18 protein-coding genes are annotated in these 23,462 nt (G+C 73.6%); 5 read left to right on the top strand and 13 right to left on the bottom strand.

Annotation, left to right across the window (positions count from 1 at the left end; all coding sequences use genetic code 11):
- Positions 1–217: 217 nt before the first annotated feature.
- From Q5761_RS01965 to Q5761_RS01955, 3 genes are all read left to right on the top strand, one after another.
- Complete coding sequence (locus tag Q5761_RS01965) at positions 218–1,048, top strand: cell wall hydrolase (protein WP_318750984.1); 831 nt, start codon at positions 218–220, stop codon at positions 1,046–1,048.
- Positions 1,049–1,259: 211 nt separating this feature from the next.
- Complete coding sequence (locus Q5761_RS01960) at positions 1,260–2,123, top strand: cell wall hydrolase (RefSeq protein WP_135224916.1); 864 nt, start codon at positions 1,260–1,262, stop codon at positions 2,121–2,123.
- A 474-nt stretch (positions 2,124–2,597) separates the two neighbouring features.
- A complete protein-coding gene (locus Q5761_RS01955) occupies positions 2,598–3,014 on the top strand; it encodes a translation initiation factor 2 (protein WP_318750983.1) in 417 nt (138 codons plus the stop codon).
- Here Q5761_RS01955 and Q5761_RS01950 read toward each other — a convergent pair.
- The 5 genes from Q5761_RS01950 to Q5761_RS01930 all read right to left on the bottom strand — a co-directional run bounded on the left by Q5761_RS01950 (position 3,011) and on the right by Q5761_RS01930 (position 11,675).
- Positions 3,011–4,321, bottom strand: a complete 1,311-nt coding sequence (locus Q5761_RS01950; RefSeq protein ID WP_318750982.1) for a DNA-formamidopyrimidine glycosylase family protein — start codon at positions 4,319–4,321, stop codon at positions 3,011–3,013. The two genes, Q5761_RS01955 and Q5761_RS01950, sit on opposite strands and share 4 nt — an antisense overlap.
- The gene (gene polA / locus Q5761_RS01945) at positions 4,314–7,703 is read right to left on the bottom strand and encodes a DNA polymerase I (RefSeq protein ID WP_318750981.1); all 3,390 of its coding nucleotides are present in this window, start codon (positions 7,701–7,703) and stop codon (positions 4,314–4,316) included. Before polA ends, Q5761_RS01950 begins: the two co-directional genes overlap by 8 nt.
- A 335-nt stretch (positions 7,704–8,038) precedes the next feature.
- Complete coding sequence (locus Q5761_RS01940; RefSeq protein WP_318750980.1) at positions 8,039–8,932, bottom strand: S8 family serine peptidase; 894 nt, start codon at positions 8,930–8,932, stop codon at positions 8,039–8,041.
- 224 nt (positions 8,933–9,156) lie between these two features.
- Positions 9,157–10,671: a DUF4349 domain-containing protein gene (locus tag Q5761_RS01935; protein WP_318750979.1), complete on the bottom strand. Its 1,515-nt coding sequence runs from the start codon at positions 10,669–10,671 to the stop codon at positions 9,157–9,159.
- The gene (locus tag Q5761_RS01930; protein WP_135224911.1) at positions 10,668–11,675 is read right to left on the bottom strand and encodes an RNA polymerase sigma factor; all 1,008 of its coding nucleotides are present in this window, start codon (positions 11,673–11,675) and stop codon (positions 10,668–10,670) included. The genes Q5761_RS01935 and Q5761_RS01930 overlap by 4 nt, the downstream gene beginning before the upstream one ends.
- Before the next feature lie 109 nt (positions 11,676–11,784).
- On the opposite strand from Q5761_RS01930, the gene Q5761_RS01925 reads away from it, so the two are divergent.
- On the top strand, positions 11,785–12,906 hold the full coding sequence (locus tag Q5761_RS01925) for a glycosyltransferase family 4 protein (protein WP_135224910.1): 1,122 nt from the start codon (positions 11,785–11,787) through the stop codon (positions 12,904–12,906).
- 134 nt (positions 12,907–13,040) lie between these two features.
- Here Q5761_RS01925 and Q5761_RS01920 read toward each other — a convergent pair whose 3' ends face one another.
- The gene (locus Q5761_RS01920; protein WP_167758855.1) at positions 13,041–13,631 is read right to left on the bottom strand and encodes a M23 family metallopeptidase; all 591 of its coding nucleotides are present in this window, start codon (positions 13,629–13,631) and stop codon (positions 13,041–13,043) included.
- A 370-nt stretch (positions 13,632–14,001) separates the two neighbouring features.
- Positions 14,002–14,637, bottom strand: coding sequence for a hypothetical protein (locus tag Q5761_RS01915; protein ID WP_135224908.1), 636 nt, complete (start codon positions 14,635–14,637; stop codon positions 14,002–14,004).
- A 2,865-nt stretch (positions 14,638–17,502) separates the two neighbouring features.
- Here Q5761_RS01915 and Q5761_RS01910 point away from each other — a divergent pair.
- The gene (locus Q5761_RS01910; RefSeq protein ID WP_318750978.1) at positions 17,503–17,871 is read left to right on the top strand and encodes a CAP domain-containing protein; all 369 of its coding nucleotides are present in this window, start codon (positions 17,503–17,505) and stop codon (positions 17,869–17,871) included.
- Between the two features lie 256 nt (positions 17,872–18,127).
- Here Q5761_RS01910 and Q5761_RS01905 read toward each other — a convergent pair whose 3' ends face one another.
- The 6 genes from Q5761_RS01905 to coxB all read right to left on the bottom strand — a co-directional run bounded on the left by Q5761_RS01905 (position 18,128) and on the right by coxB (position 23,100).
- Positions 18,128–18,337, bottom strand: coding sequence for a type IV secretion protein Rhs (locus Q5761_RS01905; protein WP_318750977.1), 210 nt, complete (start codon positions 18,335–18,337; stop codon positions 18,128–18,130).
- Between the two features lie 93 nt (positions 18,338–18,430).
- Positions 18,431–18,739: a cytochrome C oxidase subunit IV family protein gene (locus Q5761_RS01900; protein WP_318750976.1), complete on the bottom strand. Its 309-nt coding sequence runs from the start codon at positions 18,737–18,739 to the stop codon at positions 18,431–18,433.
- Positions 18,740–18,768: 29 nt separating this feature from the next.
- Complete coding sequence (locus tag Q5761_RS01895; RefSeq protein ID WP_135224905.1) at positions 18,769–19,413, bottom strand: cytochrome c oxidase subunit 3; 645 nt, start codon at positions 19,411–19,413, stop codon at positions 18,769–18,771.
- A gap of 16 nt (positions 19,414–19,429) precedes the next feature.
- Positions 19,430–20,143, bottom strand: coding sequence for a heme-copper oxidase subunit III (locus tag Q5761_RS01890; RefSeq protein ID WP_135224904.1), 714 nt, complete (start codon positions 20,141–20,143; stop codon positions 19,430–19,432).
- A 285-nt stretch (positions 20,144–20,428) separates the two neighbouring features.
- Positions 20,429–22,207: a cbb3-type cytochrome c oxidase subunit I gene (locus Q5761_RS01885; protein ID WP_318750975.1), complete on the bottom strand. Its 1,779-nt coding sequence runs from the start codon at positions 22,205–22,207 to the stop codon at positions 20,429–20,431.
- A gap of 35 nt (positions 22,208–22,242) precedes the next feature.
- Positions 22,243–23,100, bottom strand: coding sequence for a cytochrome c oxidase subunit II (gene coxB, locus Q5761_RS01880; RefSeq protein ID WP_318750974.1), 858 nt, complete (start codon positions 23,098–23,100; stop codon positions 22,243–22,245).
- Between the last annotated feature and the right edge of the window lie 362 nt (positions 23,101–23,462).

Below are 23,462 nucleotides of genomic sequence, written 5' to 3'. Positions count from 1 at the left end.
CCGGGCCACCGCCCGCCGGAACCGGCGATTTCCTGTTCTGTCGATCTCCGTCCTCATGACCATGGATTGAACGATGTCGAGAAATCTACGACTTCTTATAATTTACGCGTAAAAAGTTGAAATAGCCTATTTCCATACACAAACGTGGCGAACGCCGTGCGGCGGGGACGCCACGGCGGACGACGGTTCACGACATACGGTTGGAGGAGGGGCTCCCATGCAGGCTGCTGCCAAGGAGCAGGTCACCCCGGCCAGCCCGCAGCCGCCCGGCCGGTCGGCTGGAGGCGCGTCGCCCGGCGGGCCGATCCTGGCCGTCGCCCTGGCCCTGGCCTTCGTCCTCGCGGGGCCGGTGGCGGCCGTGGCCGGCGAGGCGCACCCCGGGCTGACGGGCGGTGCCCCCGTCCTGGCCCGCGCCCACGACGCCGACGAAGGCGGTCCGGGCGGCTCATCCGGCCGGGGCATCCAGGACGCGGACGGGATCGCGACCCAGGGCGCGCCCCGGCCCGGGGCCGCCACGCTGCGCGCGGACGGTGCCACCGGATGGCGTCGGGACGCACCCACCGGACCCCACAAGGGCGGATCGGACGTAGGGCATCGGCATCTCCGCGGCGGGAGAGAGGGTCGCCCAGCCGAGCGCGAGGGTCGCCCAGCCGCCCGTGGGCCCCAGCGTCGGCACCCGCCCATGGCCCTGAGCCCCTGGGAGCTGCGCCTCCTGGCCCAGATGATCGAGGCCGAGGCGGGCGCCGAGCCGTACGCGGGCAAGGTGGCCGTAGGGGCGGTGATCCTCAACCGGGTGCGCAGCCCCCTCTTCCCGGACACCGTGGAAGCGGTGATCTTCCAGCCCTGGCAGTTCGAACCCATCCTGAACGGCTGGTTCTGGCGCGAGCCGAGCCCCGCGTCCTGGCGGGCCGCCCGGGATGCCGCCCGCGGCGAGGATCCCACGGGCGGGGCCCTCTACTTCTGGAACCCGGCCAAGAGCGGCCATCAGCCCCATCTGGAGGCGCGGCCCAGTGCGGGGTGGATCGGCAACCACCGCTTCGCGTACTGAGGGCGGACCGGCGGGCGGCCGCCGGCGCCCGCCGGTTGCACACCTCGCGGATTGCAGCTGCCAAGCGCGCTTCCATCGAGTCCCGTCTCACCTGTTGACGCGTCTCTCCCCACCCGAACAGGAAACATTTTGCTAATGATCGCAATTGTTGCGCGTCCCTATAATTCATTGCGTCAATGTTACATCACCATTTCACCCGGGGAGGGACGCGATGGTGCAGCGGCGTTGGCAGCGGACGCTGGCAAGCCTCGTGGCGGGGTTCGGCCTGGCCGGCCTGACCCTGCTGGGTACCGCGGCCCCGGCGGCCGCCCACGGCGGTCCGGCCTTCGTCACCCACTACGTGCGCTGGGGCGAGACCATCTGGAAGATCAGCCAGCGCTACGGGGTGCCGATGGCCGACATCGTCGAGCTGAACCGGCTGCCGTCGGCCGACGTGGTGTGGGCCGGCACGTATCTGGCGATCCCCAAGGTGGAGCGGTATGACATCTACACCGTGCGACCCGGGGACACGCTCTTCAAGATCGCCCGCAAGTACGGGCTGACGGCGGCGGCCCTGCAGCGGGCCAATGCCCTGGGGACCGACGAGATCGTGCCCGGCCAGCGCCTGATCGTGCCCCTCGGCGGCTGGAGCGGCGGATCGGGGAGCGGCGACTCGGGACGCCCGGCCGCGCCGGCCGCGCCGGAGCGGGGCGGTCGCACCGGGTCCGGGGTGCACGTCAGCGACTACGAGCTGCGCCTCCTGGCCCAGATGGTCGAGGCCGAGGCGGCCGGCGAGCCGTACGTGGGCAAGGTGGCCGTCGCCGCCGTGATCCTCAACCGCGTCAAGAGCCCCCTGTTCCCGGACACGGTGGCCGGGGTGCTCTTCGAGCCCTATCAGTTCGAACCCGTGCTCAACGGGACCTTCTGGCAGGAACCCAGCGCCGAGTCGTGGCAGGCGGCCATCGACGCCGTCAACGGCTGGGATCCGACCGGCGGCGCCCTCTACTTCTGGAACCCGATGAAGTCCGGCTACCAGCCCTTCTTGGAGAGCCGGCCCAGCGCGGGCTGGATCGGCAACCACCGGTTCGCCTACTGAGCCGGCGGCGGGACCCCGGTGCGGCGCGGGGTGGGCGCGAGGGCCCGGCGCCGCGGAGCGGGCGGTCCCCGGCGCCGCCTGCGGCGGTGCCCCGCTGCGGTGAGGGGTGAGGCGATCCGCCGGCGCGCTGCCGGCGGATCGCCCTTGCCCCACGGCGCATGACGGGCCGGCCGCCGGGCGTCGCCCCGGCATGATGGCCGCCGGCCCTGGGACGGCCGGGATGCGGCCGGGGGCGCTGGGAACGGCCCGCGATGGGGCGCACGGCTTGGGATGGGGTGCGCGGCGCGCCGTCGGCGCCGCGCCGGCCATGGCATCGGCCGCCGCCGGGCCACGGCATCGGGTGCTGCCCGCGAGGGGGCGGGGAGCTGCGGCTCCCCGCCCCCTCGCGTCCACGGTTGCTCGGCCGCCGGGGTGGCCACGCTACAGGAGCCGGGTCCTTCCGCCCACTCCGGGCCCGGCAGAGGAGCGAGGGCCATGTCGCCGCGCGATGGGCGACCTGACGCGACCGAGGAGGGGACCGGGAGGCCGCCGGTCAGGGGCCGGGTTCGTCCCGAACCCGGCGCCCCGGCGCCCGATCGACCCGTGACCTCCGGCGCCCCGTCCTCCTTCACCGACGACGACCGCTGGATCGACGAGCTGGAGGAACTGGCCGACGCCCAGGCCCGGGCCATCGGCGTGCGTCCCCAGGTGGAATTCGAGGTCCCCGGACTGCGGGTGACGGCGGACATCGGCGGTCCGGAACCCGACGCCACGGCCTACGGGGCCCCGGAGGCCACGCGGCCCGCCCCCGGGGCGGGCGGTCCCGCCGCCCCGTCCCCCGGCGGCGCCGCCTCGCCGACGCGTCCCGGCCCCAGCCGGCGCCCGCGGGATCGCCGCGAAGACGACGCCTAGCGGGCGAGAGGGCCGGCACCCCGGCGAGGGCAGGCCGCGCCCCGGCCGACCTCGCCGCCGGCGGCGTCGGGCGGGGGTTGGCAACGGGGGCAGAAGTGAGCGGTGCGCCCGGCCAGGGGCAGGGCGGCGATCGGCGTGCCGCACCGGGGACAGGGCTCGCCCGCGCGGCCGTAGACGGCCAGGCGCTGGGCGAAGCGCCCGCGGCGCCCAAGGCCGTCGCGGTAGTCGGAGAAGGTCGTGCCGCCGGCGGCCAGGGCCTCGCGGAGGACGCGGCGGACCGCCCGCACCAGCCGGCGCAAGGCGGTCGGCGACAGGCTCCCCGCGGGATGGGCCGGGTGCAGACGGGCGCGGAAGAGGGCCTCGTCGGCGTAGATGTTCCCGAGGCCGGCCACCACCCGCTGGTCCAGGAGCACGGCCTTGATGGGCGCCCGCCGCCCGGCCAGCCGCCGGGCCAGCTCCGAGGCCGTGAAGCGGCGGCCCAGGGGTTCGGGCCCCAGGCTGCGCAGCCCCGGTGGTATGGGGTCCGGTCGGCCGGGGTCGCCGCGCCACTCCGGCGGCCTGGGGCCCGGCTGGTCCGGGTCGCCGCGCCGCTCCGGCGGCGTGGGGTCCGGCCGGCCCGGGTCGCCGCCCGCAGCCTGGAGGCTGCGGGCGCCGGCACCCGCGCTGCGAGCCGTCGGCGGCATCCCGGCATCGCGCTGACGGCGGGCGCCGTCGCCGGCCCTCAGCCCGGGCCCCCGGCCCAGGGGGCTCCGCCCCAGCAGGTACACCCGGCCGAAGCGCCGCGGGTCGGAGAGGCGCAGCTCCTCCCACGGCCCGGCGTCGGCCAGCTCCCACACCACGTGGGTGTGGGGCGGCAGGGGCTCGTGGCGGCGCGCCAGGGTGAGCCGGCCGGTCATGCGCAGGTGGATCGCCAGCCACCGCCGCCGCGGCCGCCGCGCCGCGCCGAGGGGAGCCGATGCCGCCGGCTCGCGCCCCCCGGGAACGCATCCCTTCGCGGACGCAACCGAGGGCGTGCCGTGCAGGGCGGCGTCCGCCGCCCCTGAGCCCGCTCGGCCCTGGCGGGCCCCTCGGCCCCGGCGGAGCGCCGCGGCGGCCGCTTCGTCGGGGACCTCCACCTCGAAGAGCAGGTACTTGCCGCGGCGCGCGAACCGGAGGAACCGGCCCCCGCGGAGGAGGCGGTCGAACTCCGCCGGCGACGCCCCCACCACCACCTCGGGGCGCAGGACCCGCACCCCCGCGACCCGCGCCCCCCGCAGGTGGCGCTCCAGATCGCGGCGGATGGTCTCCACCTCGGGCAGCTCAGGCACCGGCGTCGACGGCCTCCATCTCGTACCAGTTGGCGCCGGCCTTGACCTCCACCACCAGCGGCACCGCCAGGGTGAAGGCACCCTCCATCTCCCGCCGCAGCAGGGCGGCCACGGCGGGCACCTCGTCCTCCGGCGCCTCGAGCAGGAGCTCGTCGTGGACCTGCAGGACGATCCGTGCCCGCAGCCCCTCCTCGGCCAGCGCCCGGTACACCCGGATCATCGCCAGCTTCATGATGTCGGCGGCGGTCCCCTGGATCGGCGTGTTGATCGCCACCCGCTCGGCGTTCTGGCGGATGTGGTAGACGCGGTGGCGGATCTCCGGCACCGGTCGGCGCCGGCCCAGCAGGGTGCTCACCTCGCCCTCCTGGCGGGCGCGTCGGACGGTCTCCTCCATGTAGCGCTTGACCCCGGGGTAGCGCTCGAAGTAGCGATCGATGAAGCGCCGGGCGTCGGCCCGGTCGATGCGCAGGGCGCGGGCCAGGCCGAAGTCCGTCTGCCCGTAGGCCAGGCCGAAGTTCACCGCCTTGGCCACCCGCCGCTGCTCGGGCGTGACCCGCTCCAGGGGTACGCCGAAGATCTCGCTGGCCGTGCGGGCGTGGACGTCCTGCCCGCGGGCGAAGGCCTCCAGCAGCCCGGGGTCGCCGCTGTAGTGGGCCAGCACCCGCAGCTCGATCTGCGAGTAGTCGGCCGCCACCAGGCGGTGGCCCGGCGGCGCCACGAAGGCGCGCCGCAGGGAGCGGCCGGGTTCGTCCCGGATCGGGATGTTCTGCAGATTGGGCTGGGTGCTGGAGAGCCGGCCCGTCGCCGCCACCGTCTGCTGGAAGGTGGTGTGGATGCGACCGTCGGGGCCGATGTGCTCCGCCAGCCCGTCCACGTAGGTGCCCTGCAGCTTGACCAGGGACCGGTACTCCAGCACCAGCTCGGCGATGGGGTGCTTGGCCGCCAGGGTCTCGAGCACCTCGGCGTCGGTGGAGAAGCCGGTCTTGGTCTTCTTCACCACCGGCAGGCCCAGGCGTTCGAACAGGATCTGCCCCAGCTGCTGGGTGGAGTTGATGTTGAAGCGCTCGCCCGCCAGCTCGTAGATCTGCTCGGCCAGCTCCTGGCTGCGCCGGGTGAAGAGCCGGCCCAGCTCCTCCAGCTGGCGGCGGTCCACCGCGATGCCGGCCTCCTCCATGGCGGCCAACACCGGCACCAGCGGCAGCTCGATCTCCCGATACACCCGCTCCAGGCCGCGGGCGGCGATCTCCGCCTCCACCGCGGGGCGCAGCCGGGCGCAGAGGGCGGCGTCGCGCCCCAAGAGCGCCACGGTGCGGCAGGCCGGGTCGGCGGGACGGTCGGCGGGCCCCTCCTCCAGGTCCCAGCCGAAGAACTGCCGGGCGGTATCCACCAGGTGGTAGCGGTTGCGCACGGGGTCGAGCAGGTACGCAGCCAGCTTGAGGTCGGCCACCGGCGGCGGCAGGAGCGCCTGGCCCGAGGCCGATCCCGCGCCGTCGCCCCTGGCCGCTCCCGAGGGCGCGGGCGCTCGCTCCCCGGTCGCCTGGCGCAGCAGAAGCCGGTACAGCGGCTTGAGGTCGAACCCGGCCAGCGGCCGGCCGCGCAGGGCGCGCAGCACCGCCTGCACGCCGGGACCGGCGGTCCCGGCCCCTCCCGCGTCGCCGCGGACGCCTGCCGCCGCGGGGGAGGGATCGTCCGCGGAGCCGGCGCCGGCCCCCGGCGGGGGGGTCCGGCCCGCCGCACCGGGCTGGGCGCCCGCGCCACCGCCTGCGGTGGACCCAGCCGTCCACGCCGCGACCCGCCCCCCCGCCGCCAGGCCGAGGCCGGCCAGGACGGCCCCGGCTCCACCCCGGGGCTCGTCCCCCTCCCCCTCCCACGACGCCACGACGGCGACGGCGAACCGCTGCCCCACCGCCGGCGAAACCGGCTCGGTCGCCGGGTCGGCGTCCTCGGGCGCCGCGCCGGCATCGGCCCCCGCCGCCGCGTCCAGCCAGGACGCCACCGCCTCCGCGGTCAGCTCCTCCACCGCGCCCGGCCAGCCGGCGCCCGCGTCCGCGGTGCCGGGGGCGAGCCCGTCGGCTCCGGCGAGCCCGGTGGGCGTCCCCGCCTCGGGGCCGCGGGCGGAAGCCGGTTCGTCCGTCGCACCCCGTCCGCCCGTCGCCCCGTCGTCGCCTGCACGGCGCGGGTCCGCATCGGCCCTGGCCCCGGACGGGCCGGCCCGATCCCCGTCCCGGGGTGCCCCGCTGGGCGGTCCCCCGGCCTGGTGGCGCGGGGCGCCCTGGATTCCGCCGGCCGCCGGCGCCGTCAGCCCCAGCCGCTCCACCAGGCTGCGGAACTCCAGCCGCATGAGCAGCGGGCGCAGCACGCCGGGATCGGCCGGCCGGCGGATCCAGCGCTCGGGGTCGAAGTCCACCGGGGCGTCGGTGCGGATGCGGGCCAGCTCCCGGCTCATGCGCGCCTGATCGGCGTATTCGCGCAGGGCGGCCGGCAGCTTCTTGCCGCCCGCCTCCTCGGGGTTGGCCAGCACGGACTCCAGGTCGCCCAGGCGCTGGATCAGCTTGAGCGCCGTCTTCTCGCCGATCCCCGGCACTCCGGGGATGTTGTCCGAGGCGTCGCCCATCAGCGCCTTGACGTCCAGGTACTGGGCGGGCTCGATCCCCATCTCCTGGCGGATGCGCCGGCGGTCGTAGCGCTGGACGTCGCTGATCCCCCGCCGGGTCAGCAGCACCTCGATGCCCTCGTCCAGCAGCTGCAGCACGTCCCGGTCGCCGGTGACCAGCAACACCCTGGGTACCCCGGCCGCCCGGGCCCGACGGGCCAGGGTGCCCAGCAGGTCGTCGGCCTCGAAGCCGTCGTGCTCCACCATGGGGACGCCCATGGCGGCCAGCACGTCCTTGAGGATCGGGAACTGGCTCCGCAGGTCGTCCGGCGTCTCCGGGCGGTGTCCCTTGTAGTCGGGGTACCGCTCCACGCGGAAGGTCGGCAGGCCGCGGTCGAAGGCGACGGCCAGGTAGCGGGGTCGCTCCTCCTCCAGCAGGCGCAGCAGCATGGTGAGGAAGCCGTACACCGCGTTGGTCGGCAGGCCGTCGGCCGTGGCCAGGGGTGGCAGGGCGAAGAAGGCCCGGTACATCAGGCTGTGGCCGTCGATCAGGACCAGTTTGTCTTCGAGATGCTCCGGGTCGGGCGCCAGCAGGTCCTGGGGGCGGGATGGGACACCGCTACCCCGTCCCTGGGAGCGCCCCGTCCCTCCCCGACGCCCGCCGGCCGTACTGCCCTCCTGCCCCGCCGGCGGGGTCTTCGACCCCCCGGCCACCGGCCGGGGCCAGGTTCCTCCTGACCAAGTCGCGCCCGGCGACCCGGCTACCTGTTGCTGGCGATCGGCGTCCATCGACGTGCTGCCCCCTCCCCGCGACAACCGCGCCGGGCGGCTCCCATGCCTCCGTACCCGTCGCGCCCCCATGGGGTGACGGGATTTGTCCCGTTCATTGTAGCATCGGCCACCGCCGCACCGGTCCCGCCACAGCCTCCACGAAGAGCCGGGCCCCCCAGCCGTCTGGCCGGAGGGCCCATGGCACCGCCCCCTTGGCGGGTCAGTAGACAAACCGGGCCGGCCCCGCGGCCGGGCCCTTAAGCTGCCATCCGCGACCACGGTGACCGGCATCCGGCACCGGCATGCGCCACCCCACGCTTACAGGCATCCGCCACCCGTATCCGCCACCGGCGTCACCGGTAGCTGGCGTCGAGGTGGTAGCTTCCCGAGCCGGCGTAGCTGTAGACCTCCACAAGGTAGGTGCCCGTGGCCGTCGGCTGGTAGAGGATCCGCTCCTCCCGGGCCGTCCCCTCCGACCGCGCCACCAGGCGCCCGGCCGGATCGTACAGGTAGAGGTCGAAGTCCGGGCTGCAGCTCCAGATGCCGCAGCTGGGGTTGGAGGCCATGTTCATCGTCAGGCCCAGGGGCCGGCTGGAGTCGGTGACGGTCACGCTGTAGACGTCGCTGTCACCGCTGCCCGACAGGGACCCCGCCCAGTAGGCGTGCTGCAGGCCGTCGCTGAAGCTGCCGCTGTACCCACCTGCGGCCTTGACCGCGTTGTAGGCGATGCTGATGCCGGCGCCCCAGTCGATGTCCTTGCCGCCCGGGCCGAAATCCTTCACGTTGCCCGAGGCGGTGAGCAGGCTCTTCACCTGGGACGGCGTGAGCCCGTAGTTGGCGTCCAGCATCAAAGCCGCCGTGCCGGCGATGAAGGGCGTGGCCATGGACGTTCCGCTGTAGGTCACGTACCCGCTGGTCGAACCGGCCTTCGCCGCGGTGATGTTGCGGCCCGGGGCGGTCACGTCGGGCTTGATGCGACCGTCGGCCGTCGGCCCGCGGCTGGAGAACTCGGCCAGCACCCAGCCCCGCTCGCCGGGGTCGTACACGGCCCCCACGGTGACGGCGCTGGCCGCCGCCCCCGGGGCCCCGATGGTGCAGCGGTTGGGCCCCTCGTTGCCCGCCGCCACCATCATGACGATCCCCGCGGTCACGGCATTGTTCACCGCCGTCGACAGCGAGTCGGTACCGTCGGAGCAGCCGGCGGCCCCCAGGGACATGTTGCCGATGCGGATGCCCCCGGCGACCACGCAGGCGGCAACGCGGCGCCGCCAGGACGGGCGCTCCGGACCAAACCCTGTGGGTACGGAATCCCGGCGCCACGCACCCGTAACGCATCCCCTCCTTGCAGGATCTGGGGATACCATATACGAGGTGGTTCCCCGGTCGCCTCAGTGCCGCAAGCCCAACTTCGCAGGTCTCAGGTCCCGCTTCGCAAGCCTTGGGTTCTGCCGGCGCCCAAGGGCTCGGCCTGTCAGCGTCCTCGCCACCGGCGCCCGATGCGCCAGGCCAGCACGACGGCGCCGGCCAGGGCGGCATACGGCAGCACGATCGCCGCCCCGACCAGGGCCAGGGTGGCCAGGGTGGCCAGGGACCGCAGGGAGGCCTGCCAGGCCAAGCGGACCCGGGTGAACCGGTCGCCGGCGGGAGGGGCAGGCTGGGGGGCCAGGGCCTCGATGGCCACCTCGATCCGGGCTAGGCGCATGGCCTGTTGCCAGTAGCGGACCTGGCCCTCCAGCTGCTCGATCTCCCCCCGCACCCGCCAGAGCTCCTGTTCCACCTTGAGCAGGTCCTCCACGCTGCCTGAGCGCCCAGCCAACTGCCGCAGCCGCTCCTCCTGTGCCCGGAGGTTGGCCAGACGCGCCTGCGTGTCCACCCACTGCTGGGAGATGTCTTCGGCGCTCAGGGCCCTCAGGTCGACCCGGCCGTCACCGGCCAGGCCCGCCAGCCGGTCCATGGCCTCCTCCAGCCGGTCGTCGGGCACGCGGAGCACCAGGTAGGCGAATCGGGTCGGTCCTCCGCCCTCCAGCTGCGCCTGCTCGGTGAAGCCTCCCAGGCGCTGGGCCACGGCCTGCGCCTCCCGAAAGGCCGGCTCCACGTCTGGCACGGTCAGCTCCAGGCGGCCGGAGCGGATCAGCCACTGGCCCTGCTGGTCTCGACCCGGAACCGTGGCCAGGAGGCCGGCTGCGGCGGCGTCACCGGCCCGGGATCCGGGAGCCGGCCGGCCGGCGGGGTCCGCAAGGACGGCTCCTACAGCCGCTCCCGGCCCGTCCCCGAATCCCTCCCCTCCGGCCCCTGCGGCCTCCCCCACGCCGCCCCGGTTCGCCGCCACGGCCCCGGCGTCCGAGGGCCCGTGGCCGTCGGTCGCCACGGCCGGGCCGCCGGTGCTGGTGCCCGCCGTTTCCAGCGCAGGCACGCCCTGCCAACCCGGGGGGATGCCTCGCGAGCCGCCCGGATCGTCTCCGGTCCCACCGAACCGGCCGGCAAGGAGGACCAGGGCCACCATCGCCGCGGCCGCCAGCACCGCCGGCAGGGGCCCGCGCCCCGGCCCGCGCCCCTGAACCCGGCGGCGCCCTGGGCCGTGGCGGCCCCCGTGGCGGTCCCCTTGCTCCGGGCCGGGCCTTGCCGCCGGTTCGGCCCTTTCCCCGGGTGCGGGCCCCACCACCGCCCGTCCCGCTTCCAGCCGGTCAGCTGGTGCGGACGCGACCGTTGCGGGGGAGGGGACGCCGGTCGGCATCCCGGTCCGGGCCAGGATGGCCTCCATCAGGCCGGGCGGCGGCTCCACCGTCTCCAGGGCCGCCAGGGCCATGCGAGCCTGGGCTTCGGCTTCCGCCAGGGTCCGGCACCGAGGGCAGCGGGCCAGGTGGCGCTCGATGGCCTGCCGCCGCTGCGGCGGCAGCTGGGCCCGAGCGTCGCCGTCAAGCCAGCGGGACGGGTGGAGTCCCGGGCCCGGGAAACCGGCCAGGAAGTCGATCCAGGACCATCTCATGACGTCTCGCCTCCGGTTCCCGGCGCCCAGCCGGCGCGGATCAAGGCGTCCCGCAGCAGCAGGCGGCCGCGGTGAATCCGGGACCGCACCGTTCCCGGGCGCAAACCCAGGACGGCGCCGATCTCCTCATAGGACAGGTCGTGCAGGTCACGGAGGACGACCGCCACCCGGAACGGCTCGGGCAAGCCGGCCAGGGCGGCGGCAACGGCCTGGCGGATCTCCCCCGCCAGCACCGCCGCTTCCGGACTGGATCCCGGCGCGAAGGGATCGGGCAACCGGACAGGGGGTCGCGCCGCACCTGCCGCGCGGCTCCCGCTCCCGCCCCGGAGGGCGCTGGTACCGGTGCGGGTGCCCCCGCCGCCAGGATCCGGCGTGGCCCCGGCCACCGCGGTCCCGGCTGCCGCGGCACCGGCGCCGTCGCCGGTGCCGCCGGCTCCGGCCGGTGCGGCGGTTCCCCCCTCGCCGGTGGGCGGCCGGTCGGGTTCGCCGGCCGGGCCGGGTTCGTCCCCGACCCCGCCTGCGGAGAGCCCGGCACCGGACCCACCGGCGGGATCCGGAGCGGACCCCAGGGCTGCACCCCTCCTGCGGGTGGAAGCCGGGTGAAGGTCGCCGTGGAGGTCGCCCCACGGCCAGGGTCGCCGTCGGCGCCGGCGCAGCTCGTCCTGGCAGGTGTTGACGGCGATCCGGTAGAGCCACGTCCGGAACCGGGCCTGGCCGCGGAAGCGGGCCAACCGGGTGAACACCCGGAGAAAGACCTCCTGCGTGGCGTCGGCCGCGTCCGCCGGCTGCCCCACCAGCCTGAGACAGAGGTTGTAGACCAGCCCGTGGTGCCGTCGGACCAGTTCCGCAAAGGCCTCGTGGTCCCCCTGGCAGGCCCGCTGGACCAGGTCCTCGTCAGAGACCGGGTCGCCGGCCGGAACCGGGGGGTCGACGGCCTCGCCGCCGGGCGGGGTCCCTGCGGCCGCAGGCCCAGAAGCCAGCCGCCCGCCCTCGCCGAGGTGCATCGCCGTCCTCCTCTCTGCACCGCCTTGGACGCCAGGATCCCGGCGCCGGTTCCTGGGGACCGACACCAACGCCAGCGCATAGGTACCAGGCAATGGGAGGGATGGCACCTTGCATGTCCTGATGCTCACGGCGGCATTCTTCCCGTCCGGACAGACGGCCCACGTCCTGGACCTGGCCCGGGGGCTGGTGCGGCGGGGCCACCGGGTGGACCTGTGGGTCACCCACTCCCGCGGCGGTGGCCAAGCCCACGCCGGTACGGTGGCCGCCCTGGAAGAGGCGGGGGTGGTGGTGCGTTTCCTTCCCGCCCCTGTGGTGGGCGAGCGGGCCGGTCTGCCGGTCGAGCGGTACGACGTGGTGCACGCCCAGTCGTCCTGGTCCTTCGAGCTGGGCCGCCGCCTTGCCGAGATGCTGGGCGTTCCCCTGGTGCTGACCTGCCACGGTCTCGGGCTCGACCAGCCGGCCTACCGGCGCGCCCTGGCAGCGGCCAGCCGGCTCATCTGCGTGGGCCCCCGCGTAGCCGGTGACCTGGGAGCCTACCGGTCGAAGATCGCCGTGGTGGGCAACGGCGTGGATCTGGAACGGTTTCGCCCCGGTATTCGCGAGCCGCGCTGGACCCTCCTGTACGCCGGTCGGGTGGATCGCGGGAAGCGCCCCGCCCTGGCCGCGTTCCGGCGAGCGGTACAGGGACTTCCTCGGGACGCCCAGGTGTGGGCGGCCAGCACCCGCCGCCTGGGAGGGGGGCGAATCCAGAACCTGGGCTGGGTTTCCGAACTGGAGCGGTTGATGGGACGGGTGCACGTAGTCGCTGGCACGGGCCGGGTCATCCGCGAGGGGCTGGCCTCGGGCGCCGCCTGCCTGATCCTGGGGCGGGAGTACCACGGCCCGGTGACCCCGGACCTGGTGGAACGAATGGACTTCCCCGACTTCAGCGGCACCGGCCGCGGCCTGGGACCGCCGGATCCGGCGGCCATCCTCCAGGACCTCTTGCGGCTCTACCGGGACCGGAGGTGGCTGGCGGAGCTGATGGCCTTTGGCCGGCGCTACGCGGAGGCCCACCTCGGGCTCGACGCGATGGTCGAGGCGACGGTGGCGGTCTACAGGGCGGCAGGCGCGGGGGCGCCGGGAGCGGGGCCAGGCCCGGGTCCTTCCGGGGCTGGACCTGAGGCTCCGGGCGCCGAGGGAGGCGGGCCGTCAGGCAACGGGGGTCGGCCGGCCACCGGCGCGGGATGAAGCACCGGAGCAGGCCCAACAGGAACGAAGGAGGGGCGCCGATGGAAACCGGCGAGGGAAAACGCGCAAGGGGCCGGGCCACCTCGCCCGGCCCCTTTTCCTTCAGCTCTTGACCGTGACCGGCCGGTCCGGGATCAGCCGTCCCCTTCCGCGGCCTCCAGGGCCTCCCAGTACCGGAGATAAGGGTACGGGTTGACCGGCCCCGGCTGCCTGCCCTGCCGGCGCAACTCGAAGTGCAGGTGGGGCCAGAACTTGCCCCGGGTCCCCGGTGGGCCGTAGCCCGTGTTGCCCACGTACCCCAGGACCTGTCCCGCTCGCACCCGCTGTCCCACCCGGACCTCGGGAGCGTAGCGGTCCAGATGGGAGTAGTAGGCGAAATAGCCCGTCCCGGCCAGCTCCACGAGGATGAACCAGCCCCCGTAGGGGCTCCAGCCGCGGGCCAGGACCCGGCCCGGCCCCACCGAGCGGACGGGCGTCCCCCTGGCCGCCAGCAGGTCGTTGCCCTGATGCGGCCTGGGCCGCGGGCCCGAAGGGGTCCAGTGCCGCGGATCCCCGAAGGTGTCCCGGTCCAACCGGTAGCTGCCCCGGGGCAGCGGGAAGCGATAATCGGGGCGCAGCAACCGGGGGTCGAGATGGGGGTACCGCGGCCGTACCGTGGCCTCCCACCGGCGCAGGGCCTGGCCGGCGGCTGGGGACAGGAGAATGCGGCGCAGCCGGTCCCGCACCCCCTGTGCGGCCGGAGCGGGAACCCGGGGCGTGCCGCTTGCCCCACCCAGTGATGAACGGGGCCGCCCGCCGCGGTCCCCCTGGGTGTGGGGGCGGGCCGGACCGGGGACCGCGTCGGACACCGGGTCAGGGGGCCCGGCGCCGGGACCATGGCCTGGGGCGGCTTGTCCGGCACCCGGACCTCCGGCCTCAATCGCTCCGGCTCCGGGCCCGGCGGGGTCGGAGCCGGAGCACCGAGCGGCTGGCCGTCCCATGCGGCCACCCTCCTTTCGCCTTACCACCTGCTCGCCTCCCCTGGCAGACGGCGCAGAAGCTGCAGGGGCCGCACCGCCAGGCGGTGCGGCCCCTTGCGCCGGTGCCGCCGGTTCGTCAGGTCGTGGGCGGCACGCACTGCGGGGGGAACAGGTTCTCCGGCGGGCAGACCAGGGGCGGCTTGGGAAGGGTGACGCAGGGCGCCGGCACGCAGAAGCCGTAGGCCGGCACCAGCAGCTTGACCAGCGCCTTGGACTGGATCAGCAGGCACAGGTCGACCTCGCAGCAGACCTGGCCGTTGATGATCACGCACGGGCCGCAGCGCGAGCCGGCCGAGTCGCACTGGATCACCGTCCCCTCCGGCGCGCAGAGCAACACCGTCTTGAGGAAGCCAAAGGAATCCTCGAACTGGGCGACCACGCTGTCATTGCGCCGGATGGTGAACTGCATGGTCACGGTGACCAGCAGGGTCACGTCGGCAAAGCCGGGGTTGTTGGGGTCCTCCTCCCGCGAGACCTCCTGGCAGGTGACCTGCACGATCTCACAGGTCACCAGGTCGGAGGGCAGGATCCCCTGGAAGGCGGCGGGGATGGGGAAGCACACGTTCTCCCGCCGGTCCGTCTGGAAACAGAAGTCGTACACCTTGACCGTCTCGATGCAGACGATCTCGGTGGGATCGGGGCACCCGTACACCGGGTCGCATGGCCCGGGCACCACCTGATCGACCTGCTGCGCCCGCACTCCGTCGCTCACGACGATCCCTCCTGCCCCGTGGGCCGGTGTGTTCAGCCTGTCCCGGCAGTCCTGCCGGACCACCGGGCACCCGGCGTGTTACGTGCGGCGGGGGCTCGCGCCCCTGCTTGCCTCCCGGCACCCGCCCATGGGTCAACCCGGCGGACCCACAAGGCCCGGCCGGTCGTCCCGCCTCGCCTGCTACCGCTATATGAGCCGCCCTCCAGGGTGGCCACGGCCTAGCGCCAAGATTGGGTTCGTGTCCCCGGGGCGAGGCCGGTTGCACCACCCCCTTGGGCGGTCGCCGCGCCCTGCCATGGGCTTGGGTGGGCTGGGGCGCAGTCACGTGACCCGCTCCGCTGGGTGGCCATCCCGTGACACATGGTGGCATAGCCCGGCCAGGATCGCCGTAGAAGCTTGCAGGGCCTGTGGGAGAGGGTGCGTCCCATGGACGCCAAGCGCCCCTGGGGCTGTGGTCCAGGGCAGGATCCCGCTGGTGAAGGCAACGGGCCGTCCCTGCCGCTGGATGAGGGGGTGGCTCCCGCCACCCCAAAGCCTGCGCCGCCCTTGGCCGGACCACCGGTGCCGGATCGCCCCGATGCGGAGCCTCATGTGCGGACCGGGCAGGTCCCAGCGGACCCGGACCCTGCCGCCGGCCTGGTCTTCCTTGGCCTTGGGCCGAATGGGGAACCGTGGAGCTGGCAGCCCCTGCCCGGACAACCTCTTCTAGTGGCGGGTGCCGGTGCCGCCGGAACCCCCTGGCTGGCACGAGCCGGCCCCGTGCCGCGCCGGGCAGCGGGCGAGCCGCTGGTCTGGGCCGGATGGGGTCCTGCTGCCCGGGAGATCCGGTTCCCGCACCCAGGAGCGGGGGTGACGGGAGACGCCCCGACCGTACCCTGGGTGGTTCTCACCCGGTGGGCACGGGGATCCGATCCAGGTGACGTGGATGTGTGGATCGATCCTGGGGGCAGCCCGGCCGGCGGGGGCCGGGTAAGGCCCCTCTGGGGCGAGCGGGTGTTGATGGCCGTTCCCTGCAGCGACCCGCGGGGACGGGCCGTGTTCGTCCCCTGGTTCCGGGCGGGACCGGCCCAGGGTATGGCCGGGATCGCGGGGGAGTGGCGCGTCCTCTGGTTTCGGCAACGGTGGCGCGACGAGCCGGTGGTGCCCTGTCCCGCCGGGCGGGGCAATCCGGGCCCGGCCTCCCGCCCTTCCCTCCCGGGCGCGGGAAGCAAGGGGACCGGCTTCATGGCTGCCGGTGCGGGCCCGGTGGGCCTCGTGGGGGTCCGGGACCTTCTTCCAGGACCAACGATCCCGGCCGCCCATGCCTCCACCGGCGCCGCCCGTGCCTCCGCCGGAGTCCGGAGCGGCCCGCTCCCCCGGCCGGCTTCGGCCGGCTGGTGCGGGGGCGCGTCGCCCGTGGTGCTCCTGGTTCTGCCGCGGGGAAGGTGGCCGGTGCCCGCAGGGGCGACCTCCGGCCCTTGCGGGGACTGGCGTGACGCCCGGGAAACCGCCCCGCAGCCTGGGCCGGCGGTTCGGAAGGGTGGGCAACCTGAAAGCGCGCCTCCGGCCCGTCCTGGCGGTCCCGGGCTCTGGCTGGGTATCTGGCGGCGTCACGGGGACGGTTACTGGCTCGCCGAGTGGGTCGACCTCGACCTTTCCTCGCTTTGCCCCCCCACCGGCCGGCCGGCCTCGCCCGGTGCAGGACCCGCCACCAGGCTCTCCGCCCGTCGCCCCCCTGCCGCCTGGGCCATGGTGCGGTTGCTTGTGGCTCCCGCCGGGGGCGCCGCCCTGGTTCTGGCCGGTCGCGGCGGAACCGGGTCTGGCGGGGTGCGGCTCCTCGCCCGGATCACCCCGGAGGGGGAGCTGCGCCGGAAAGCCTGCGGCCGGCAGCCGGACGAACCGGCCCCCGCTAAGGCGGAGGCCGGCCAGGCTCCGGAACCGCCGCCGCCGGTCCAGGCTGGAACCACCGTGGACATCGGCTGGCTGGCGGACCTGGGGGTGACTGCACCCCTCGGGGAGACCTCCCAGGGGACACCGCCCGCCGAGGTGGAGGCGCCCCGGATGCAGCCGTTCCCGCCCGCAGGACCTTCCGGGGAACCTGCGCCGGAACCCGTCCAGGGCGATCTGAGGCCTCCAGGGACAGTGCCGGCGGTGGGGCACGTCGCCAGGCCGGGCAGAAGCCCGTTCCCCCATGGCTCCCGCCCCTAGCCGGATTCTTCCATGGACTTCAAAAGCGACCTGGCCGTACGGACAGGCCTCCCCGGCGGCGTCTGATCTCTCTGCTGGCGGTATCCTGCGGGCTCAAGCGTTTGCTCCTCGGGGGGCAGACCTGAACAATGGGTGTTGGGTTCCACTCAAAAGGGGAGGGATTTTATGGCAATTACATCTCTTTGGCGGCGCCCCGCCGCGACGGCGGCGGCCCTGTTCCTCCTGATGGGCGTTACCGCAAGCCCCGCCCACGCATCCTGGTATCGGGTCTCGTCTCCCGCGGTACCGACCGCGGTCCGGACCGCCGGCCCACCGGCTCCCACCCCGGACCGACAGCCCCAGCGAACTGCGGGCGTACCCGGCGCAGGTCAGCAGGCCCTGGACCCGGCCCGCCCGGTCGCCGCCGGGTCCGCGTCCTGGCACTACCCCTGGAAGCTGGCCCTCCTCCACCAGCATTCGGCCGGCGGGAGGGCACGATCCGCCGCCCGGCCGGCCCGGGCCGGCGGCAGCGCTCCGGTGGCCGCGGTGGCCCCGGCGGCCGCGGTGGGCGCAGCGCCCCGCGACGCTGCGGACGGTGCGCCGGACTCCGCGCCGGCCACCCCGGTCCCGGCGGCACCGTCCCCCCCGAGCCCCACAGCACGTCCGGCCCTGTCGCTGACGGTCGCGGAACAACACCTGGTGGACCTGGTGAACGGCGCCCGCCGTGACCAGGGGCTCCCGCCCCTGGCCGTCGACCCGGATCTGGTGCGGCTGGCCCGGCTGAAAGCCGAGGACCTCCGCGCCGGCGGGTATTTCGACCACACATCCCCAACCTACGGCTCGCCCTACGAGATGGAACGGCGCGCGGGCATCTCCGCCCGGGTCATGGGCGCGGAGAACCTGGCCATGTCGCGGGACGTAGACCGGGCCCATCTGCAGCTCATGGCAAGCGAGGGTCACCGGGCCAACCTGCTCAACCCCGCCCACGACGCCATCGGCGTGGCCGTAGTGCCCGTTCCCTACGGCGTCCTGGTGGTCCAGCTGTTCCTGGGCGGTCGTCACCGGTAGGTGGGTCCCAGAGCCCGACCGGGGCCGGGCCAGGGCGGCCACCCGAGGCGGCTGGCGTCAAAGGGGCGGGCGGTGCCCCAGGGCACTGCCCGCCCGCTCTCTGCTCCCTCTCTACTTCCGCCTCGCGGACTCCGCCCCGCCTCTTCGCCGGTGCCGCCTCCGCTCCACCTCCCCGGCCGCTGCTCGCCTTGCCCGGCCCTCCGTGCACCCATCCCGAGCCAGCCCGCGCCGCCAAAGGGCCCGCGCCGCCAAAGCGCTAGGGCCGGCCGGTCTGCCGGTCCCGCTCCGGGGGCTCGGGCGGTCCCCCGGGACCGTCCGGCGGGCGCTGGCTACCCTTCAGCAGCCGATAGGCGCCGATTCCCAGCAGCACGATGAGCCCATACGTCACGCCCAGCATGATCAACAGGAACGCCTTGGGCAGCTGTGCGCCGCTTGTCCAGTGGCTGGCCAGCTCCAGGGGCGTCATGTCGCCTTCCCCCTCCGGGAGCACAGGGCCGCGACGGGTGTCGCGGCCCTGCTCCTTCCGCAGCCGTGCCTCCGGAGAACCCTTCCCGCCCGCTCAGTAGTCCAGCGCCACGCCGTACCACATGATCAGCGCGAAGATCATCGGCGTGATGACGACGTAGATCATGTTGAGCTTCTCGAAACGCAGGTGCATGAAGTTGGCGACGATCAGCACCGCCTTCAGCACCGTCATCAGCAGCAGGATGCCCACCAGCAGGGCCCGGGGCAGGTGGAACAGGACCACGCCCACCTCCAGCACGGTGATCACCAGCAGCCACAGCCAGGTGGTGAAGTACAGCCGGTTGCCGTGATCGTGCTCGTGGCCGTGGCCATGCTCCAGCGCATGCTCCGTGGAACCACTCACCGGGCGCCCCTCCTTCCTCGCCAGCAAACCTAGATCAGATAGAACAGGCTGAAGACGAACACCCACACCAGGTCGACGAAGTGCCAGTACAGCCCGGCCACCTCGACGCCCAGCCCCGAGTACCGGCCGCGCATGGCATTGAGCGTGACGACGGTCAGGTAGATCAGGCCCGTCAGCACGTGGAACCCGTGAAAGCCGGTGATCACGAAGAAGCTGGCGCTGAACTGCGGCACGCCCCACGGGTTGCTGAACAGCCGGGCGCCGTCGTGGATCATGTGGGACCACTCGTAGGCCTGCGATCCGAGGAAGAACAGGCCGCCCAGGATGGTCAGCAGGAGGAAGCGCACCGCCGCCCGCTGGTCGCCGCGCCGCGCGGCCCCCACCGCGGCCGCCATGGTCGAGCTGCTGCTGATCAGGATGAAGGTCATCAGTGTGACCAGCCACAGCCCGTCGAAGATTTCGGTGCGGTCGGGCCAGGTCGGGGCCTTCAGCCGCGCCACGCCGTACGCCGTCAGCAGCGTGGCGAAGACCAGCACGTCCGACGCCAGGAAGATCCACATGCCCAGCTTGGCATGGGCCGTGGCGAAGGGCGAGCGGCCGCCCCCCCAGTCCGAGCGCAGCACCGCCTCCTGGTCGGCGGCCAGCGGGTGCTGCGACGCCTCGATGGTGCTCATGCCGCCACCTCCGTCCTCACCACAGCAGCAATGCGAACACGTACACCCACAGCGCGTCGACGAAGTGCCAGTACGTCGCGATGTTGGTCAGCGATCCGGCCAGCTGGCCCGCGCGTGCAGGCCGCGCCAGGCGCCACATCCCGTAGCCGAGGGCGCCCAGCCCGCCCGCCACGTGCGCGGCGTGGACGCCGCTCAACAGGTAGAAGAACGCGGCGTGCGTGCTCTCGGCCACGCCGACGCCGGCGCCCACCCACTGGAGCCAGGCGGCCCCTTGCCCGATCACGAAGACGGCTCCCAGCAGCAGCGTCCACCCCAGGGCCCGGCGCGCCCCCGCCCGGTCGCCCCGTCCCACGCGGCGCCGCGCCACCTCCATGGTGACGCTGCTGGCCAGCAGGACCGCCGTGTTCCACCACAGCAGGGACGGCAGGGCCTGGCGGGCCCAGCCCGGCTCCGCGCTGCGCACCACGTAGGTGCTGGTGAACCCCATGAACATCAGGGTGACGGCCGCCACCACCAGCCAGGTGGCCATGGTCGCCGCCCGGGAGCGCGCCGCGTCATCGTCCCCCGCGGGACCGGGGCCGCCACCGCGGCCGTCCCACCCGTTGGGCGGCACGCGCCCAGGGGTGTGGATCCGGCCGCCGGGCATCGCCGGGACGGCCGGGCGCTCCCGCCCCGGCGGCCGCCCCCCGCGGGTGCGCTGGCGCGGTGGCCGCTGGATCGTCGTCGACATCCGCCTCACCCCCGCCGGCCCACCGCCGGCCGCTCGCCGCGGACGGCAGGGGCCGCTCTCGTCAGCCCCCCCACCCGTCCGCGCGTCCGCGGCCCGCCAACGGCTGACCGACTCCGCACGTCCCGTGGAACGCCCGCCTGCGCCAACCGGTGCCGGTGCGCCACGGGATCCCGCCCTCGCTCCCTCCATGGGTGCGGATTCGTGCCGTCCCATCGCCGACGCCGCCGGATCACGCCGCGGCGGCGTGCCCGCGGCGCGGGCAGCGGGATGGGCGGTCCCTTCCGCTCACCGCGCCCGCTGGCCGTCGCGCCCGGCCACGGCCATGGCCGGCTCCGGCAGCCACTGCGGGATGTGGTCGACGCCCTCGGGCGCGTCCTTGGGGCTGTACTCGTACGGCCAGCGGTACACCACCGGCTCGGCCTCGTCCCAGTTGCCGTGGGGCGGCGGCGACGGCGCCCACCACTCCAGGGTGTTGGCCTGCCACGGGTTCCGCTCCGCCTTGGGCCCGCGGAACATGCTGTAGAACAGGTTGGCGGCGAACAGCAGCTGCGCAGCCCCGAGGACGAAGGCCGAGATCGAGATCACGTGGTTCAGCGTGGCGACGTCGCCCAGGAACTGATAGGCCTCCCAGTTGTAGATCCGCCGCGGCATCCCGGCCGTCCCCAGGAAGTGCATCGGGAAGAACGTCCCGTAGATGCCGAGGAACGTCAACCAGAAGTGGATCTTCCCCAGCCGCTCGTTCATCATGCGCCCGAACATCTTGGGGAACCAGTGGTACACGCCGGCGAACACGCCGAACAGCGCCGCGGCTCCCATGATGAAGTGGAAGTGGCCGACGACAAAGTACGTGTCATGGAAGTACAAGTCGACGGACGGGTTGCCCAGGATCACGCCCGTCAGACCGCCCGTGATGAACAGGGACACGAAGCCGACCGCGAACAGCGCCGCCGTGGTGAAGCGCATCTTGGCGCGATAGATCGTCGCCAGCCAGTTGAAGGTCTTCACCGCCGACGGGATTGCGATGGCCAGCGTCGTCACCATGAAGATGCTGCCCAGCGTCGGGCTCATGCCGCTGGCGAACATGTGGTGCCCCCAGACGAGGAAGCTCAAGCCCGCGATGGTCAGCATCGACCCGACCATGTACTTGTAGCCGAAGACCGGCTTGCGGCCGTGGACCGCCAGGACCTCGGACACGATGCCCATGGCCGGCAGGATGACGATGTAGACCTCGGGGTGACCGAAGAACCAGAACAGGTGCTGCCACAGGATCGGGTCACCGCCGCCGGCCGGGTCGAAGAAGTGGGTGCCGCCGACCCGGTCGAAGATCAGCATCAGGCACGCCGCCATCAGCGCCGGGAAGGCGAACAGCCCGACCAGCGCCGTGGCGAACAGCGCCCACACCGTCAGGGGCAGCCGGCTCATGGACATGCCCTTGGTGCGCATGTTGAGGGTGGTCGTGATGTAGTTGATGCCACCCGCCAGGAACGCCAGCATCAGGATGAATACCGAGATCAGCCAGAGGGTCTGGCCGGCCGTCTCGCGGTCGCTGAGGGGCACGTAGGCCGTCCAACCGGTACCCGGCGCGCCGCCCTGGACGAAGAAGGACGCCAGGGCGAAGGCGATGGACACCGGGAACGCCCAGAAGGACAGCATGTTGAGAACCGGGAAGGCCATGTCCCGGGCACCGATCTGCAGCGGGATCAGGAAGTTGGCGAACCCGCCGCTCAGGGCCGTGGTCAGGAAGAAGAACACCATGATGGTGCCGTGCATGGTCACGGCCCCGTAGTAGAAGTCCGGATCCATCTGCCCGCCCTTGAAGGCGTTGGGCATGATGGCCTCCAGCAACGGCCACTCCTTCCCCGGCCAGCCCAGCTGCACGCGCATCAGCATGGCCAGGAAGCCACCCACCGCCGCCATGATCAGCGACGTCAAGAGGTACTGGATGGCGATGATCTTGTGGTCCGTGCTGAAGACGTAACGGCGCCAGAAGCTCTGCGGCGCGTGGTGATGGACCGCCTGGGTGGCGTGCCCCGCCACGGCCGCCTGGGTACCGCCGTGGGCCATGGACTCCTCCTCCTCTCTACCGGACCGGCGGTCGCTCACTGGGCCGTCCCGCCGTGCTCACCCGCGCGCTCCTGGAGCCAGGCCTGCCAGTCCGCCTCGGAGACCACCTGGAGCTCGCCGCGCATTGCGAAGTGCCCGACGCCACACAGCTCCGCGCACGCGATCTCGTAAGTACCGGGCTCCGTCGGCTCGACGTAGACCTCGTTGACCTGGCCGGGCACCGCGTCCATCTTCACCCGGAGGGACGGGACGAAGAAGCTGTGGATCACGTCCCGCGACGCGAGCCGCACCGTCACCCGGTACCCCGCCGGGACCACGATCGGCTCCTTGGAGCCGTCGACGACGATGTCGTCACGGCCGGCCGGGTCATTGGGATCGATGCCGAACGGGTTCTTCTGGAAGTCCACGTACTGGGGGTCCGTCTTGCCGAACTGGCCGTCCGGCCCGGGATAGCGCGCCGTCCAGAAGAACTGCTGCCCCCAGACCTCCACCACCGCCGTCTTCTCCGCCGCCGCGGCCGTCGGCGCGTGGAGCGACAGCCAGATCTGGTAGCCCATGACGATGAAGGCCGTCAGGACTACCGCGGTCACCACCGTCCAGGTGGTCTCCAAGCGCCGGTTCTCATGCCAGTACAGGGCCCTGGGATTCCGGGCCGCCTGCCAGACGAACCAGGCCAGCGCCCCCTGGGTCAGCACGAAGACGATGCCGATGGTGACCATCAGCAGGTTGAACATGTGGTCGATGGGTGCCGCCGCGGCCGACACCAGGGGCGGCAGCCACCAGCGCTTGGTGGCGTAGACCGTGCTGGCCACGCCCGCCACCAGGACCAGCCCGACGAGCAAGGTCATGATGGCGCCTGCGCGCCGGTTGTCGCGCTCCGTCACCTGATGCATGTCCGCCTTGCCTCCAATCCCGCCGGCCCCGAACGGCCACCGCCCGCCGGCGCGCCTCGGGGCTCCGGACCTCTGCGTCCCTCGTCACAGGCACAGGTTGGTCAGAAACCGGGTTGCTGAGAAACCGGCTGCAGACCCGCTTGGATTGTATGGAATCCCCCCTACGGGCGCAAGGCGACGAATGACAAGGCCGCCAGTTTGCCCCCTGGGACGGGGCCCATGCTGGCGTCGACCTTGCCGGCGCAAGGATTATCTAGGAAAGGTTAGAACGAAGCGGTCGTCGACGAAGCCGCGGTCGATCCCGAGCGCCCCTTTCGCCGTGCTCTCTTTCCACAGTCCCCCAACCGGCTCGGCCCTGGCCA

Source organism: Thermaerobacter composti (assembly GCF_033582035.1).
Taxonomy (GTDB): domain Bacteria; phylum Bacillota; class Sulfobacillia; order Thermaerobacterales; family Thermaerobacteraceae; genus Thermaerobacter; species Thermaerobacter composti.
This window is presented reverse-complemented; position numbering and strand designations above follow the sequence as displayed.